At 38.7% G+C, this 16045-nt stretch carries 14 protein-coding genes; 9 read left to right on the top strand and 5 right to left on the bottom strand.

All coding sequences use genetic code 11. The features are described 5' to 3' along the window. The first annotated feature begins 37 nt into the window (after nt 1-37). The gene (locus P278_RS14815) at nt 38-1174 is read left to right on the top strand and encodes a PepSY-associated TM helix domain-containing protein (RefSeq protein ID WP_038268569.1); all 1137 of its coding nucleotides are present in this window, start codon (nt 38-40) and stop codon (nt 1172-1174) included. Nucleotides 1175-1189: 15 nt separating this feature from the next. Here the strand turns inward: P278_RS14815 and P278_RS14810 are convergent, their stop codons facing one another. Next, on the bottom strand, nt 1190-1918 hold the full coding sequence (locus tag P278_RS14810; protein WP_038268567.1) for a tellurite resistance TerB family protein: 729 nt from the start codon (nt 1916-1918) through the stop codon (nt 1190-1192). A gap of 176 nt (nt 1919-2094) precedes the next feature. On the opposite strand from P278_RS14810, the gene P278_RS14805 reads away from it, so the two are divergent. The 7 genes from P278_RS14805 to ccsA all read left to right on the top strand — a co-directional run bounded on the left by P278_RS14805 (nt 2095) and on the right by ccsA (nt 10373). Further along, nucleotides 2095-2505: a BrxA/BrxB family bacilliredoxin gene (locus tag P278_RS14805; protein ID WP_038268566.1), complete on the top strand. Its 411-nt coding sequence runs from the start codon at nt 2095-2097 to the stop codon at nt 2503-2505. Between the two features lie 343 nt (nt 2506-2848). Next, complete coding sequence (locus P278_RS14800; protein ID WP_316930422.1) at nt 2849-3391, top strand: lysophospholipid acyltransferase family protein; 543 nt, start codon at nt 2849-2851, stop codon at nt 3389-3391. Beyond that, on the top strand, nt 3384-4040 hold the full coding sequence (locus P278_RS14795) for an HD domain-containing protein (protein ID WP_038268562.1): 657 nt from the start codon (nt 3384-3386) through the stop codon (nt 4038-4040). The genes P278_RS14800 and P278_RS14795 overlap by 8 nt, the downstream gene beginning before the upstream one ends. A gap of 322 nt (nt 4041-4362) precedes the next feature. Beyond that, nucleotides 4363-4818, top strand: coding sequence for a GNAT family N-acetyltransferase (locus P278_RS14790; protein WP_051413603.1), 456 nt, complete (start codon nt 4363-4365; stop codon nt 4816-4818). A 242-nt stretch (nt 4819-5060) separates the two neighbouring features. Continuing rightward, nucleotides 5061-5675 carry a cytochrome c nitrite reductase small subunit gene (gene nrfH, locus P278_RS14785; RefSeq protein WP_038268561.1) on the top strand — a complete coding sequence of 205 codons (615 nt, stop codon included), beginning with the start codon at nt 5061-5063 and terminating at the stop codon, nt 5673-5675. Beyond that, nucleotides 5665-7152 (top strand): ammonia-forming cytochrome c nitrite reductase, encoded by a 1488-nt coding sequence (gene nrfA / locus P278_RS14780; RefSeq protein WP_038268559.1) that lies wholly within the window; start codon nt 5665-5667, stop codon nt 7150-7152. Before nrfH ends, nrfA begins: the two co-directional genes overlap by 11 nt. 74 nt (nt 7153-7226) lie before the next feature. Next, a complete protein-coding gene (ccsA, locus tag P278_RS14775) occupies nt 7227-10373 on the top strand; it encodes a cytochrome c biogenesis protein CcsA (protein WP_038268558.1) in 3147 nt (1048 codons plus the stop codon). 3 nt (nt 10374-10376) lie between these two features. On the opposite strand, the gene P278_RS14770 is transcribed toward ccsA, so the two are convergent. Continuing rightward, entirely contained in the window at nt 10377-11471 is a 1095-nt protein-coding gene (locus P278_RS14770) for a PA0069 family radical SAM protein (RefSeq protein ID WP_038268557.1), read from the bottom strand. 264 nt (nt 11472-11735) lie between these two features. Between P278_RS14770 and P278_RS14760 the strand changes: the two genes are divergently transcribed. Further along, a complete protein-coding gene (locus P278_RS14760; protein ID WP_038268554.1) occupies nt 11736-13151 on the top strand; it encodes a Gfo/Idh/MocA family protein in 1416 nt (471 codons plus the stop codon). A gap of 52 nt (nt 13152-13203) precedes the next feature. Here the strand turns inward: P278_RS14760 and P278_RS14755 are convergent, their stop codons facing one another. From P278_RS14755 to P278_RS14745, 3 genes are all read right to left on the bottom strand, one after another. Further along, the gene (locus P278_RS14755) at nt 13204-13980 is read right to left on the bottom strand and encodes an enoyl-CoA hydratase/isomerase family protein (protein ID WP_038268552.1); all 777 of its coding nucleotides are present in this window, start codon (nt 13978-13980) and stop codon (nt 13204-13206) included. Nucleotides 13981-14011: 31 nt separating this feature from the next. Continuing rightward, complete coding sequence (locus P278_RS14750; protein WP_038268550.1) at nt 14012-15418, bottom strand: sensor histidine kinase; 1407 nt, start codon at nt 15416-15418, stop codon at nt 14012-14014. An 81-nt stretch (nt 15419-15499) separates the two neighbouring features. Continuing rightward, on the bottom strand, nt 15500-16042 hold the full coding sequence (locus P278_RS14745) for a CopD family protein (RefSeq protein ID WP_038268548.1): 543 nt from the start codon (nt 16040-16042) through the stop codon (nt 15500-15502). Nucleotides 16043-16045: the final 3 nt, after the last annotated feature.

The following is a 16045-nucleotide window of genomic DNA, read 5'->3' as shown; positions in this document are numbered from 1 at the left end:
CATAATGAATTATGCCTGCTTTTAAATTTTAAGCCACATGAAGAAAAAGAAAAAATATGGTTTCAGAAAGCTGATCAACGACATCCACTTATGGATTGGGCTTATCAGCGGGATTATTGTATTTATCGTATGTCTGACAGGAACCATATTGACCTTTGAGCATGAAATAAAAGCTCTTTTTTCCGAATCTTTAGAAATAACCCCAAGCGGAAAAAAGATTTCATTAACTGAACTAAAAGAAAACTTGTCAAAAGAGCTCGGGAAAGAAGCTATTATATCCAGTGTTACCCTTCAAGAAAAATCAACTGCTCCTTATGAGTTTAGGGTAAAACAATCTCCCAAGGAAAGACGAGGAACCACCTATTTTGTAGATCCTTATACCGGAGCATCGCTTGTGCCCAAAAAAACCAGTGCTGACGATTTTATGTTCTCCATGTTTAAACTCCACAGGTGGTTGTTAGTAGACAGTAAGATTGGAAGACCTATCGTCGGAATTGCAACCATCCTTTTTCTCATTTTAAGTATTTCCGGAATTGTACTGTGGTTTCCTAAAAAATTAAAATGGAAAAACTTTAAGGCAGGATTTAAAATAAAAACCAAGGCCAATTGGAAACGTGTTAATCACGATCTGCACAATACACTGGGCTTTTACTCGTGCATTTTAATTCTAATCATGGGACTTACAGGATTATGCTGGTCTTTCGAAGGGTATCGTAATGGATTAAGCGTCGTAATGGGGACCAAGGTATTTGGAAACAGAGGCGGTAATCAGGTAAACACAGTAACCCATGAGAACCTCCCAACAATTTCTTATGAAAAGGCCATGGCTATAGCCGATCAATCGCTCCCTTACCAAGGCAAAACCGCTATTAATTTTCCTAATACTAACAATGCTTATTACAGTATTCGCAAGTACAATGAAGATAACTGGTCGCCCGTAACTTCGGATCAGGTACTGATTGATATCTACGGAAATGTATTAAAAAAAGAGCTCTTTGCTGAAAAACCTTTAAACGTGCAAATTGCGAGTTTAATAAAACCTATACATACTGGGGAAATATATGGTGTTTTTTCTAAAATACTCTATTTTCTGGCATGTTTAATAGGAACTAGCTTGCCCATTACCGGTACGCTTATCTGGTTGAATAAAATGAAAAAAAAGAAAAGGGCATAATGCCCTTTTCTTTTTTTAAAACCCTCGTTCTTTTTGAATGTCTTCGTATGCTCTCTGCACCTCTTTAAATTTCTCTTCAGCTCCTTTTTTAATGGCTTCATCTTCAGTAATGACCTTATCAGGATGATATTTCTTAACCATGGTTCGATAGGCTTTTTTCACCTCATCGTTTGAGGCTGATTGCTCTACCTCTAAAATTTTATATGCATTATCAGCAGATTTTACAAACATCGCCATGATACTCTCAAAATCGCGATAATTAACTTGCAAATACCCTGCAATTTCCTTGATCTTTTCGATTTCAGCTTTCGAAACTGCACCATCTGCTTTAGCAATGGCAAATAAAAAGTGAAGTAATTGCAAACGCACCTCATACCTCAATCGTTGTTTCAGATAAGAGGCCACTCGTTGAGCTGAAATTTCACGATCCTTAATTACGGTGTTAAATGTTCTGAAAATATTATTGGCTCTTTCTTTCCCGTAGGTTGAAACAAAGTATTGGCGTACGTAATTTAATTCGGTTTGATTGACGGAACCATCTGCTTTTATAACAATGGCACACAACGAAATCAGATGCATTTCGAAATCGGCAGGGGTCACCGTCCGGCTGCTTCTTTGATTAAAAGATCTGTTTCCTTTATCATCTTTCATCATATCGTAAAAACTACCAAGTAAAAACCCCATTACTGCTCCAGGTAGTCTAAAAATCATGTATCCTAAAAAAGCGGCTAACCACTTTACCATATCATTCTATTTAATTTGCAGGCAAAGATAGGGTTTTAAACAATTTTAAAAATTTATCGAATCAATAAACAAAATTGATCCTGCAATAAACTTTAAGCATGAATTAATTACCCTAAAACCCAATTCTTTTTCATTATCTTTGCAGATACTATTGTTGAATTAAATTCTTAAATCATATGTATCCAGCAGAGCTAGTAAAACCAATGAAGGAAGATTTAACTTCAGCGGGTTTTCAAGAACTTGTAACCGTTGAAGATGTAGATGTAGCTATCGCCCAAAAAGGAACCACATTAATCGTGGTTAATTCAGTTTGTGGTTGTGCGGCTGCGAATGCGCGTCCGGGAGCAAAAATAAGTTTACAAAACGCTAAGAAACCAGATAACTTATATACTGTATTTGCTGGTGTTGATCGTGAGGCTACAGACAAAGCAAGGGGCTATATGCTTCCTTTCCCTCCATCTTCACCAAGTATGGCATTATTTAAGGATGGTGAATTAGTTCATATGTTAGAACGTCATCATATTGAAGGAAGACCAGCTGAAATGATCGCTGAAAACCTTATGGAAGCTTACAACGATTTTTGTTAATAAAGCTTAAACGCATATTATAAACCACTCTTTAAAAGTAAGAGTGGTTTTTTTATGGATAAAAACGAACAGAATACACAGAAAACCTTTTTAACGATTGTTGTATAATTGAAAAAGCATTAAATTCACCCATAATTTTAACAAATTCATGGCCAAAATACTCGCATACCCCTTATCTGTCATCTACTACCTCTGTTTCGGACTAACGTTGGTTATTTTTCATATTACCCAGTGGATATGCCTCAATTTATTCGGGTATGAAGCACATAAAAAAAGTGTTAGCCTTTTGAATTGGTTTTTAATGCGCTGTGTTAATCTGCTTGGAAACCGTTATACTTTTGAAATGAACAAAAATATTCCGGATGACACCCCTGTTATAATTGTTGCTAACCATCAGAGCCTACATGATATTCCTCCAATTATCTGGCATATGCGTAAGTATCACCCAAAGTTTATCAGTAAGATCGAGTTAGGCAGAGGGATTCCGAGTGTATCGTATAATTTACGTCATGGCGGATCGGTTTTAATTGATCGAAAAAACTCTGAACAGGCACTTCAAGCGATTAAAGACTTTTCCCAATACATCAGAAAAAACAATTATGCTGCCGTTATATTCCCTGAAGGCACCCGCAGTAAAAACGGTAAGCCGAAACGATTTCAGATTAGTGGTTTAAAGTTAATGTTTCAACAGATTCCTGAAGCGGTGGTGGTTCCGATTACCATTAACAACTCATGGAAGCTCTTCCGATATGGAAACTTCCCTTTAGGTATTGGGAATCACATTAAATTTAAGGTTCATGATCCGATAAAAATAGCGGGGCAAGATATCTCTAAACTCACCCAGCAGATAGAGCAAACCATTGTAAAAGACATTTCTAATGACTAACACTGAAATTGTAGAAGAGACCATTGCCTTTGTCAAAGAAACATTAAAAGGTGCAGAAGGTGGTCATGATTGGTTTCACATTCAGAGGGTTTTCAACAACGCCATCGCCATTGCAAAAGATGAAAGGGAAGCCGATCCACTCATTGTGAGTCTGGGAGCCCTTTTGCACGATATTGCGGATCCAAAATTTTATGATGGAGATGAAAGTGTTGGACCAAGAATGGCTCGTGAATTCCTTGAATCTCTAGCCGTAAAAGAACCTGTCATTAATCATGTAGTGCACATCATAGAGAACATTTCGTTTAAAAATGATTTTGACCAACGTTCCTTCTCCTCTTTAGAATTAAATATTGTTCAAGACGCCGACCGACTGGATGCCATTGGCGCCATCGGAATTGCCAGGGCTTTTAATTACGGAGGTTTTAAAAACAGGGAACTTTACAATCCGGATATTGCTCCTAAACTCAATATGAGTAAAGAGGAATATAAAAAGTCCAAGGCTCCGACAATTAATCATTTTTATGAGAAACTTCTGTTGTTAAAAGATCGCATGAAGACAACATCAGGAAAAAAAATTGCCCAGGAGCGCCATCAATTTATGGAGCGTTTCTTATCACAATTCTACGATGAATGGGATGGAAAGAAGTAGATACTCCCTCAATCAAAGGAATCGATACCATTATCTTTTCACAAAACCCTCCTCACCTTCTATTTTAAGCAATATTCAAAGTAAAAGTACCACACCTCATTTTCCGGGAGCTAAAATCCCATAGCATCAAGTGATATGTTTCCGGAAGGGTTAATGCATCCTGCCTTAAGGTATGTTTTGAATCTTTATTGTGGGAAAATAGAACACCTAATTAATAAGAAAAAAATGATGGTAGAACCAACTGCATTCACTAGATTTATAATAAGCATAGAATGGTTATCGAAACCCAAAAAGTAAGTGCATCATATAAGAGTTATACTCAATGTTATCAAGGAACCTCAACATACAGAAAATTACCGTAGCGCCATCATCTGATGAGCTTAAGAAGATCTACACATTGTACGAAAAAGTGTTTGATAATGCGAATAAAGATTCATTCTTAAAGAAATTAGAAAACAAAAAAGACTTGTTACTATTACTTGCTTCTATTGATGGTAAACCTGTAGGATTTAAAATAGGATATGCACTAAAAGGAACGGTTTATTATAGTTGGTCTGGCGGAGTTATACAGGACTATCGTCAAAGGGGTGTAGCTAAAGCACTTGCCTACGTTCAGGAAAATTGGGTTCGATCTAAAGGATATACCAGGCTAAGAACGAAATCTATGAACCGTTTTCGGCCTATGATGATACTCAATCTTAAAAACGGATTTGATATTGTAGACACTGATGAAGATCGAAATGGGAATTTAGAAGTTATTTTCGAAAAAAAGCTCTAGTAAACCTGCCTTGATTTTTTGATTAATCAAATATTAACCAACAACTTACATAAACATTCAGAACTTTTTTATAACTTGATGACATAAGTCATGTTTTTTTCAAGACTTGTTCAAGAATATTGTCATACGAAATCAATTTCTTTATTAAGTTATAACTTAATAAAGGGGTTCAACATATAACCAAACCGAAGATCCGGTACATACCGGATGCGCAATGTGTTTATAAATGCAATATTTTACATATGCTTAAAAACATATTACCACAAAAGCATTCCAACTGGCGGGCAACAGCCGTATTTCTGATTGCTATCATGATGGGCCTGGGCCTGTTTATGGCAAAAGAAGCTGAAATTGTTTCTTATATGTCAGACGACCCAAAGGCTTGTGTAAATTGTCATGTAATGACCCCTGTTTATAACAGTTGGATGCATAGTTCTCATAGAGAATGGGCTTCTTGTAATGATTGTCATGTACCTCATGACAATATTGTAAACACATATTACTTCAAGGCCAAAGACGGATTGTTTCATGCCTCGGTATTTACTTTAAGAGCTGAACCAGAGGTTATGTTTATGCGTGAAGCATCTCAGGAAGTGGTACAAGACAATTGTATACGGTGTCATGTCCAACAGGTTACCCAAACTAAATATGATGGATGGATTGAAACTCACGGTGCCAACCGAACTGATCGTCAATGTTGGGAATGTCATCGCGAGGTACCACACGGAAGAATTCATGGAATATCAACTATAAAGCATAATATCGCTCCCATTCCAACGGATACCGAACAAACGGTTATTCCGGAATGGTTAGAACAAAAAATTAATCAAGACAAACAATCTCCTCATGAAGAATAAAGTTTTATTTCTCGTTACGGTCATAGTAGTTTTTTTATTGGGGTTACTTGCTTCAAGTATTATCAACAGAAAAAATGAAGCTAAGTACAAGTATGTTCCTCAAGTGAACATTAGTGAACATGAACCAAGAAATGCGGTTTGGGGTGAGAATTTCCCAAAAGAATATCAGTCGTATATTCAAACAGCTGATACTTCATTTGCTTCTTATCAAGGAGGGTCTAAGATGAGAGATGTTTTAGAGGAAGATCCAAATTTAGTCATCTTATGGGCCGGATATGGTTTCTCAAAAGACTACAATCAGGGACGTGGACATTATTATGCGGTAGAGGATATTCACAACACTTTAAGAACCGGAGCTCCTAAAGGCCCTGGTGACGGGCCGATGCCAGCAACTTGCTGGACTTGTAAAAGTCCGGATGTTCCGAGACTCATGAACGAACACGGCATAGCGGAATTTTATCAAGGTAAATGGGCTGACAAAGGTGAAGAGGTTGTGAATCCGATCGGTTGTGCCGACTGCCATGATTCAAAAACCATGAAGTTAACAATAACCAGACCTGCATTGATCGAAGCCTTCGAGTCTATGGGAAAAGACATCACCCAGGCTACGCATCAGGAAATGCGTTCTTTAGTTTGTGCCCAATGTCATGTGGAGTATTACTTCAATAAAAACTTACCTGGCAAAGAGGGCACCCCATATCTTGTTTTTCCATGGAAAAATGGGATGTCTGTCGAGGATATGGAAAAATATTATGACGAGATTGAGTTCTCAGACTGGACTCACCAACTGAGTAAAGCACCAATGTTAAAGGCGCAACACCCAGGTTATGAAACCTATTTAACTGGTGTGCATGCAGACAGAGGTGTTTCATGTGCTGATTGCCATATGCCTTATAAAAGTGAAGGCGGACAAAAATTTACCGATCATCATATACAATCACCTTTAAACAACATAGCCAATGCCTGCCAGGTTTGTCATAGGGAGGAAGCTAATAAATTAGCGGAAAACGTATACGAACGCCAACGTAAGGCCAATGAGAATCGTTTAAAGCTAGAAGGCTTTTTGGTAAAAGCACATATTGAAGCTAAAAAAGCCTGGGATCTTGGAGCCACAGAAGATCAGATGAAAGACATCCTTCAGGATATTCGTCATGCGCAATGGCGTTGGGATTATGCAGCAGCCGCCCATGGCGCTTCTTTTCACTCTCCTGTTGAGACGGCACGGGTTTTAGGAAGTGGCCTTGAAATTGTTCAGAAAGGAAGAATAAAACTAGCTCGTTTGCTCGCAGACCTGGGACACAATGCTCCTGTAGATATGCCTGATATTACCTCTAAGGAAAAAGCACAGGCTTATATCGGACTGGATATAGAAAAGTTAAATAGCGATAAAGAGGTGTTTTTAGAAACCGTTGTACCGAAATGGCTGGAAAAAGCGAAAGAACGCGAAGCCAAAATGACGCCACAGCTCAATGAATAAGTATCATTAAACAGTCTTCTAAAGGTGTAAAGAGGTGTTTTTTTCTTTACACCTTTTAAAATATACTACCCCTTATGAAATATTTGTATAAACTCATCTCTTCCACCCGGATTGCCTTACTGGTTCTATTAGCATTTGCAAGTGCCATGGCCATAGCCACCTTTATAGAAAACGATTATGGAACTGCTGCAGCATGGGCTTTAATTTACAATGCCTGGTGGTTTGAGCTATTAATGGTTTTACTCACCATCAACTTCATCATAAACATTTACAAATACAAGTTATACAGAAAAGAAAAATGGCCTGTATTACTATTTCATATTGGGTTTATTGTGATTATCATAGGCGCAGGAATTACCCGATTCACTTCCTACGGTGGAATTATGCGCATTCGTGAAGGTGCTTCTTCCAATACAATCATTTCTGATGAAAACTACCTTAACCTTAGCCTGAGCAATGGCAAAGAAGTAAAATCTATAAAGGCCAAGAAAAACTTCTCGGCTGTAAAAGATAATGAGTTCACGATTAACACCCAATTCAACGAAACCCCCATCTCTATTGCTTTCGAAGCTTATATTCCGGATGCCTTACCTGAAATTGTTCCTAACAGTGAAGAAGGCGTGCCGATGCTTGAATTAACGGTAGCTGGTGATAATGGAAAGGAAACCATCTTTCTCAAAAAAGGGGAAGTACAAGCCATAGGAAGTCATCGTCATCAAATAGGCTTTGAAACTGATGCCGAGCATAGTATTAATATTAAAGAAGACCATGGCACACTCGTTATTTCACCAACCCAACATATCGATTATTTTATAATGGCCACTCAGGAAGCCGGCAAGCTAAAAAAGGACAGTTTACAGGCAGTGCATCTGAGAACCCTGTATCGTGTTGGCGATTTTTCATTTGTACCGATGGCCTTTTACCCTAAAGGAAAGGTCTCATTGAAAAGTGGCGCCGAAAATCCCAAAGAGAATGATAAAAATCTAGATGACGCCGTATTAATTACTGTGAGTTCAGGGGAGGAAGAGAAGACGATTCCCCTATTATACAGAGAAGGGTTTTTACCTACAGAGCATCCTGTTTCGATAGCGGGTCTAAATGGAAGTATATCGTACGGCGCTAAAAAGATAACCACTCCTTTCTCCATTCAGTTAAACGATTTTCAACTGGAGCGTTACCCCGGTTCTACCAGTCCATCTTCTTATGCCAGTGAGGTAACCGTTATGGATGGAAATGAAACGATCCCGCATCGCATTTTCATGAATAATGTTCTTGACTATAAGGGTTATCGCTTTTTTCAGGCCAGTTATGACACCGATGAATTAGGAACTGTACTCTCTGTAAACCATGATCGACCGGGAACCTATGTAACGTATTTGGGATATTTCCTCATGAGTATTGGTATGTTCTTTACTCTTTTCGGAAACGGGACGCGATTCCGATTGGTTAATAAAAAACTAAAGAAGCTTAAAAGCATTCAAGCTATTTGGGTTGCCTTCCTTTTATTAGGTACTAACAACTTTATTTTCGCTCAGGAAAATCCAACCAGCCAAGGGATGAACTCTCAGCAAATCATTAATAAAGCCCATTCTGATGCCTTCGGTAGGCTGTTGGTACAGGATTTAGACGGGAGGATCAAGCCCATGAACTCGCTGGCATCGGAGTTTTTAAGGAAGATATCCGGTAAATATTACTTTAAACTACATCAACCCAACGGGAACATTATTAAAATGGATGCCAACCAGACTTTTTTAGCCATGCATACTGCACCGGCAATTTGGCAAAACATCCCTATAATTAAAATTGACAAGAAGAAAGGAGGCGACTTATTTAAGGAGCTACAACCAAATGATGAAAAGTTGGTTGCTTTTAAGGACTTGTTGAATGAAGGTGATAATGCGTATATCTTAACGGATGCCGTAGAGCAGGCAAACCAAAAAAAACCTGCAGAGCGTAATGAATTTGACAAAGAAGTTTTAAAGGTTGATGAGCGCTTTAATATACTTTACAATGTATTTTCAGGAAACTACTTTAAAGTATTTCCTAATAAGCTTGATACCAACGAAACCTGGTTTAGTTACAACCATCACTTTAACGATTTTCCGCAAGAGGACGGTCAGTTCGCCAAAACCATTACCCAGGCATATTTCAGAGATATTCTGAATCAACGATGGGAGGATGCTGATGAAAAACTTACTTATATCAGCACCTATCAAAAAGAACTGGGGAAAGACATCATCCCTTCACCTCAACGAATAGAAGCAGAAATATGGTACAATAGACTGAATTTAAACTTTTGGCTGTTTCAATACTTTTTTACGGTTGGACTGATCATGCTCCTATTGGCCATCACAAAGGTATTCCTAAAAAGGAGCTGGTTAAATTTTGCATGGAACAGCATGATAATTGCCACCCTTATTGGGTTTATTGTATTTGCCGGAAATATTGTATTGAGATGGTATGTAGCACAGCATGCTCCCTGGAGTAACGGGTACGAAATGTTAATCTTTGTTGCCTGGTGTGTTTTGTTATGCGGTATGATCACTTATAAAAAATCTGACTTTACACTTCCACTCGCTTCTTTATTTAGTGGAGCGCTCTTGTTTGTCAGTTACCTGGATTGGTTGAATCCGGAAATAACCAATTTAATGCCGGTGCTTAAATCATATTGGTTAAAAGTTCATGTAGCGACCATTGTTAGCAGTTATGCGCCATTAGCCCTGGCGGCTTTGATAGGCATCATGGCATTACTCTTATTTTTATTTGGTAACGAACGAAGAAATAAAGTTCTGAACATCAAAATAAAAGAGCTCACCTATGTGAGTGAAATGGCTATGACCATTGGATTGTTTTTACTATCCATCGGCACCTTTCTTGGGGGCATTTGGGCGAATGAATCGTGGGGACGATATTGGGCCTGGGACCCAAAGGAAACATGGGCATTAATTAGTATGATGGTCTATGCAGTTATCCTACACCTGCGATTGATTCCGGGATTGAAAGGGGCTATTACCCTTCACATTGCTGCCATGTTCGGTTTCTGGTCAATTATCATGACCTCTTTTGGTGTTAATTACTATTTGTCGGGACTTCACAGTTACGCTGCAGGAGATCCATTACCTATACCGAGTTTTGTTTATTATGTTGCCAGTTTTATGATACTCCTGGCCATGGCTGTTCTCGTTAAGAAAAGGAAAATAAAAAATACCATTAAGGGATAAGGCTCAAAACAATCTCATTTGTCCATTTTTTGGTTGTTTGAGAAGTTGTTTTTGGGCTTCATATAGGGTATGATTTGTTTTTGGAAATTCCTTATCTGAGAAATATTTCTGCTTTGCAATACGCATCATACTATGCAATTGCTCTGCTATTTTACCTTTGCCTTTCATCCTGATTCCAAATTCGGAATCGTTTAAGGCACCCCCATGACATGCTTCAATCTGATGCAAAACTTTGTCAGCTTTATCGGGCATGGTTTTCCGAATCCAATCGGTAAATATTTGTCCGATGGCACCGTTAAGTCTTACGACAATAAAACCGAGAGAGAGGGCCCCATTTTCAGCGGCTACTTTAGCCAATAGCAATATTTCATGACTATTGACACCGGGAATTACGGGAGCCATCATAACATTGACCGGGATTCCGTTATCGGTTAACTCCCTTACCGTCTTGAACCTTCTTTTAATGGTGGCGGTTCTGGGCTCTAACGTTCGCCTGGTGGTTTCTGACAAGGATGTTATCGATATGCTGACACTTACCAGGTTATCTTTTGCCAATTTCTTCAGTATATCGAGGTCTCTTAATATCAAGGCATTTTTTGTAATAATACCTACAGGGTGCTTATACTTTAAAAATACCTCCAGACATCTTCGGGTAATTTCATAACGTTGTTCAGCAGGTTGATAACAATCTGTATTCCCGGAGAGCACAATGGTTTGAGCTTTCCAACTTTTAGATTGTAGCTTTTTTTCCAATAATTCAGGGGCATCTTTCTTAATCAGAATCTTTCTCTCGAAGTCTAAACCAGCACTGTACCCCCAATATTCATGAGAGTTTCTTGCATAGCAATAGATACAACCGTGTTCACAACCCTGATATGGATTCATGGAATAAGACATTCCGACATCCGGACTGTTCACTTTATTCACAATGGATTTTGATGTTACTTCTATGTAGGTTGTTTTGTTAGGATCCGCTTCTTCCCCTTCTAATCGACAATATTCTAAAAAGTCATCACGCACCTCTTCGGAATGTTCCAAAAACTTGTTTTGTACATTCACCTGTGCTCCACGGCCTTTTATGATCGTTTTATCTTTCATCCACATCAAACAAGACTATAAATTTATTGATTTCAAGGCTATTATCACACAAGGCCCTTTATTGTTTATAAACATTAACACCCAAGAGCACAACAATTCTGAGTATCTCCATTCTCATAAAGAAATTAACATTATGACGCTCTTCATTTTAAGTCAACAATATCATATCCCAGCACCCCCATAAGTTTAAAATTATTCATAATCATTTTTTTGTAACTTATGCCTTCATTAAAGGATCATTAATCAACAAAAACTTTAAAATAAATGAAACGAAGAGATTTTGTAAAGAATGTTGCTGCGGCGGGCAGCGCTTTTTATATAGTCCCCAGCCATGTTTTGGGAGGCACTCATACGGCACCAAGTGACACGCTATATGTTGCTGCCATAGGAGCCGGAGGAAGAGGGGCAGGTGTAATCAGCGAGCTTAATGCCACCAAAAAAGTAAAATTTGTAGCCTTATGTGATGTTGATGATCGTCGCGCCGGGGGTACTTATAAAAAGTTCCCCAAAGCAAAACAATACAAAGATTTCAGAAAAGTATATGAGGAGCAGTTAAAGCATATAGATGCGGTAGTGGTTGCTACACCAGATCACACCCATGCCACTATAGCGCTGCCATTCATGAGAGCTAAAAAGCATGCTTACGTTGAAAAACCATTAACGCACAATATACATGAAGCACGGCTTATGGCTAAAGTTGCCAAAGAAAATGGAATCGTAACCCAAATGGGGAACCAGGGAAGTAGTACAGATGATGTTAGAAAAACCAAAGAGTGGTTAGATGCCGGTATTTTAGGGAAAGTTTATCGTGTAGATTGCTGGACTAACAGGCCGGTTTGGCCACAGGGGATGCGAACCATTAATGAGGGAGAACCTATTCCGGAAGGACTGGATTGGGATCTTTGGTTAGGTCCTGCTGCGATGCGTCCATATAATTCGGCATATTTACCATTTAAATGGCGTGGATTCTGGGATTTTGGAACAGGAGCTTTGGGTGATATGGGATGTCATATTATGGAAACTCCTTTTAAAACCCTTAGTTTAGGATATCCATATGAAGCTGAGGCGAGTTGTACCACGGTATGGTCGGGAGATTTTGTTGAAGCCGATTACAATAAAGCATGTCCGCCTTCTTCTGTTGTAAGACTTAAATTCAAAAATGATCAACACGGTGATGTCGCATTAAATTGGTATGACGGTGGTATCATGCCTGACATGCCGGATAATATCCTAGAGGGGGAAACCATTGGAAATGTAGATGGCGGATCTATATTCTATGGTGAAAAAGGAATCCTGGTAACCGATACGTATTCACGTAATCCGAGGTTCTTAAAAAACTATACTCCAAGCAGTATTTCATATCCGCCGGAAACCTTAAAAAGAGTGAAGGGCACCCATGCTGACAATTTTGTTGACGGGTGTTTAAAGGGCACAGAAACCTCATCGCCTTTCTCATACGCCGGACCGCTAACAGAGTCAGTTCTTATGGGTAATCTCGCTATTAAGGCATTTCAGTATAAAGTTTTAAAGGATGGTAAAAAACCGACTGACTGGGCTCCTTATAACTACCCTGGAAGAAAGAAGCTGAAGTGGGATGGTGAAAATATGTTGATCACCAACTATGACAAGGCCAATGAGTGGGTTAAAGGAAACTACAGAAAAGGATGGGAACTGACATAATAATATCTCGCCCTTGATAAATAAAAAAGCGCTCAAATGAGCGCTTTTTTATTTACTTCCCGGGGAATTTCGCCTTTCGTTTTTCTAAAAATGCGGCGGTTCCTTCTTTAAAATCTTCTGTTCCGAAACTTTCTCCGAACAGATCTATTTCAGTATCGAAGCCTTTTTTACTATACCCTACATTAACTGCTTTGATAGCCGTAGCAACCGCTACAGGAGAGTTTTTCATTATTTTATGTGCAATCTCCTTACACGTTGGAATTAATTGTTCCTGAGCCACCATATGATTTATAAGTCCATAGGATAAGGCTTGTTCTGTTCCTATCATTCCTCCTGTCAAAATCATTTCCATGGCTCTACCTTTACCAATTAACTGGGGCAAACGTTGTGTACCTCCGTAGCCAGGAATAACCCCCAAGGAAACTTCTGGCAATCCCATTCGAGCATGATCATTGGCCAATCTGAAATGGCAAGCCATCGCCAATTCTAGGCCACCGCCAAGAGCGAACCCATTGATTGCTGCAATTACAGGCTTATTATAGTTTTCGATATAATCGAATAAACTGTCCTGTCCTTTCTCAGACAAACGTTTACCTTGTTTAACAGAGAAATCGGCAAATTCGGAAATATCTGCACCCGCAACGAATGCCTTTTCGCCGCTTCCTGTAATTATAAGCACGCGGGTGTCTTTATCGTCTTTTAGTTCTTTTAATGCTCTATGAAGTTCATCTATGGTTGCTATATTCAGCGCATTTAATTTTGCTGGTCTGTTTATAGTAATAATAGCTATCCCTTCTTCTTTTTCAATTAGAATGTTTTCGTAGCTCATGTTATGTTGTTTTTGTGTCCGTCCTTCGAAATTATGATTTTTCCTTTGGAAATAAAACCGTAAAGACGGTTCCTTTATTTTTTTCTGATGAAAAGCTAATAGTTCCGTTGTAAGTTTCAACAATATTTTTCACCATTCCTAAACCGAGTCCCATGCCACTGGACTTGGTGGTAAATTTGGGTTCAAATACCTTTTCGTGATTTTCTTCAGGAATCCCTTTTCCGTTGTCTGAAACAGCTATCTTAACCTGATCATCAATGGAAGACACCTCTACCATTATCTTAGGATCGACATGGTCAGGCATTGCCTGAATGGCGTTCTTTACCAGATTTGTTACCACTCTTACCAGCTGGGTTCGATCTAATTTAGCCATCACCTCTTTCTCCTCTGAACGAAATTCTATATAGTCTTCATTAAAGATATCCAGGGATAGCTTCACCACATCCACTACATTCAACAACTCTTTCCTCTGCCTCGGCATTTCAGCAAAACTAGAAAAGGCAGAGGCAATATTACTCATGGTATCGATTTGCTGAATAAGTGTCTTTGAAAACTCCTGAAGCTTTTTCGAGGCATCAGGATCGTTAGGATCAAAGCGGCGTTCAAAGCTTTGCACACTCAGTCTCATGGGGGTAAGCGGATTTTTAATTTCGTGAGCCACCTGTTTTGCCATTTCTCTCCATGCCTGCTCCCGTTCACTTTTTGCTAGTTTGGCAGCACTTTCCTGAAGTTCATCTATCATACTATTATAGGCGTCGACAAGGGTTCCGATTTCTTCGCTTGGTCTTTCCAAGAATATTTTTTCGTTGGTTTTGGTCAACCTCGTTTCTTCTATTTTTTCACTAACGGCTTTGAGGGATCGGGTGATATATTTTGAAATAAAGTAAGCTAACAAAATGGCTAAAAGCAATAAAAAGAAATATACCGCTCCCAGTCGAATTAAAAACTCCCGAAGTTCATAATCGTTAAAACTATCGTCTTCGTAATAGGGGACATTTAAAATGCCAATAGGCTTAAATTTCAGATCGTTGATGTAAACATATGACGACTGAAAGTCATAGCCGGCTATGTCTCTTTTTACAACAATTCTATGATCAGGATTTAACGAAAGTTCTCTCAGGGTTGCTGCATCAATCACAGTTCCATTCTCTTCACGCTTTGGTTTACTGCTAAGGATCAATTCCCCATCCAGGCCATAAATATTAAAGTTCAGGTTTTGAATGTCTGCTATTTCATAAATCCTGTTTCTAAAGATGTATTGAAGGTTGTCTGATTTAACTTCAAAAGTAGTTTCCCGCAGTTCATAATCAATTTGGGCAATCACCTGACTTTCCTTACGTTCAAGTCTTTCGCGATGATAGTCTATGGACTGTTCTTTATATTGATATATGGTCACTGCAGCGATTAGCAAAAAAGCTATCAGTACCAATAAAATCATGGTGAAGAAAACCCGGTATCGAAGAGATATTCTTTTTTTCACGTTTTCAGTTTTGTGATTTCATTACAACATCCTTGCCAATCAGGCTTCCGGATTTTTATCTCGTATTTTTTTATACCATTTAATGCCCAACATAAGTAAAAGTGCCAGTACAAAAATACCAACCACCCCAAACACCCAATCAATCGCGCTTTTTAAAATTACCAGGAAAACCACAGAGAACAAGATAATGGTTGATCCTTCATTCCAGATACGCATAAAGCTTGAGGTATATTTTACCTCATTGCGCTGTAATTGTTTAAAAATCTGATGTGTTTTTAAATGGTAGGCAAAAAGTAACACTACAAAGCCTAGTTTTACATGCATCCATCCCTGTGTCAACCAACCGGGAATCAAAATCAGTAACCAGATGGCAAAAACCGTAGCCAATATTGCAGAAGGCCAGGTAATGATATACCACAGCCTTTTCGCCATTAAACTTAATTGTTTCCCTAAAATCTCTTTCTCCGGGGAAGCTTTATGATAGGCTTCTATTTGATACACAAATAGTCGCGGAATATAAAACAAGCCTGCAAACCAGGTGATTACAAATATTAAATGGAGTGCTTTTATATAATTATACATACC

The organism is Zhouia amylolytica AD3 (assembly GCF_000511935.2).
Taxonomy (GTDB): Bacteria; Bacteroidota; Bacteroidia; order Flavobacteriales; family Flavobacteriaceae; genus Zhouia; species Zhouia amylolytica.
This window is presented reverse-complemented; position numbering and strand designations above follow the sequence as displayed.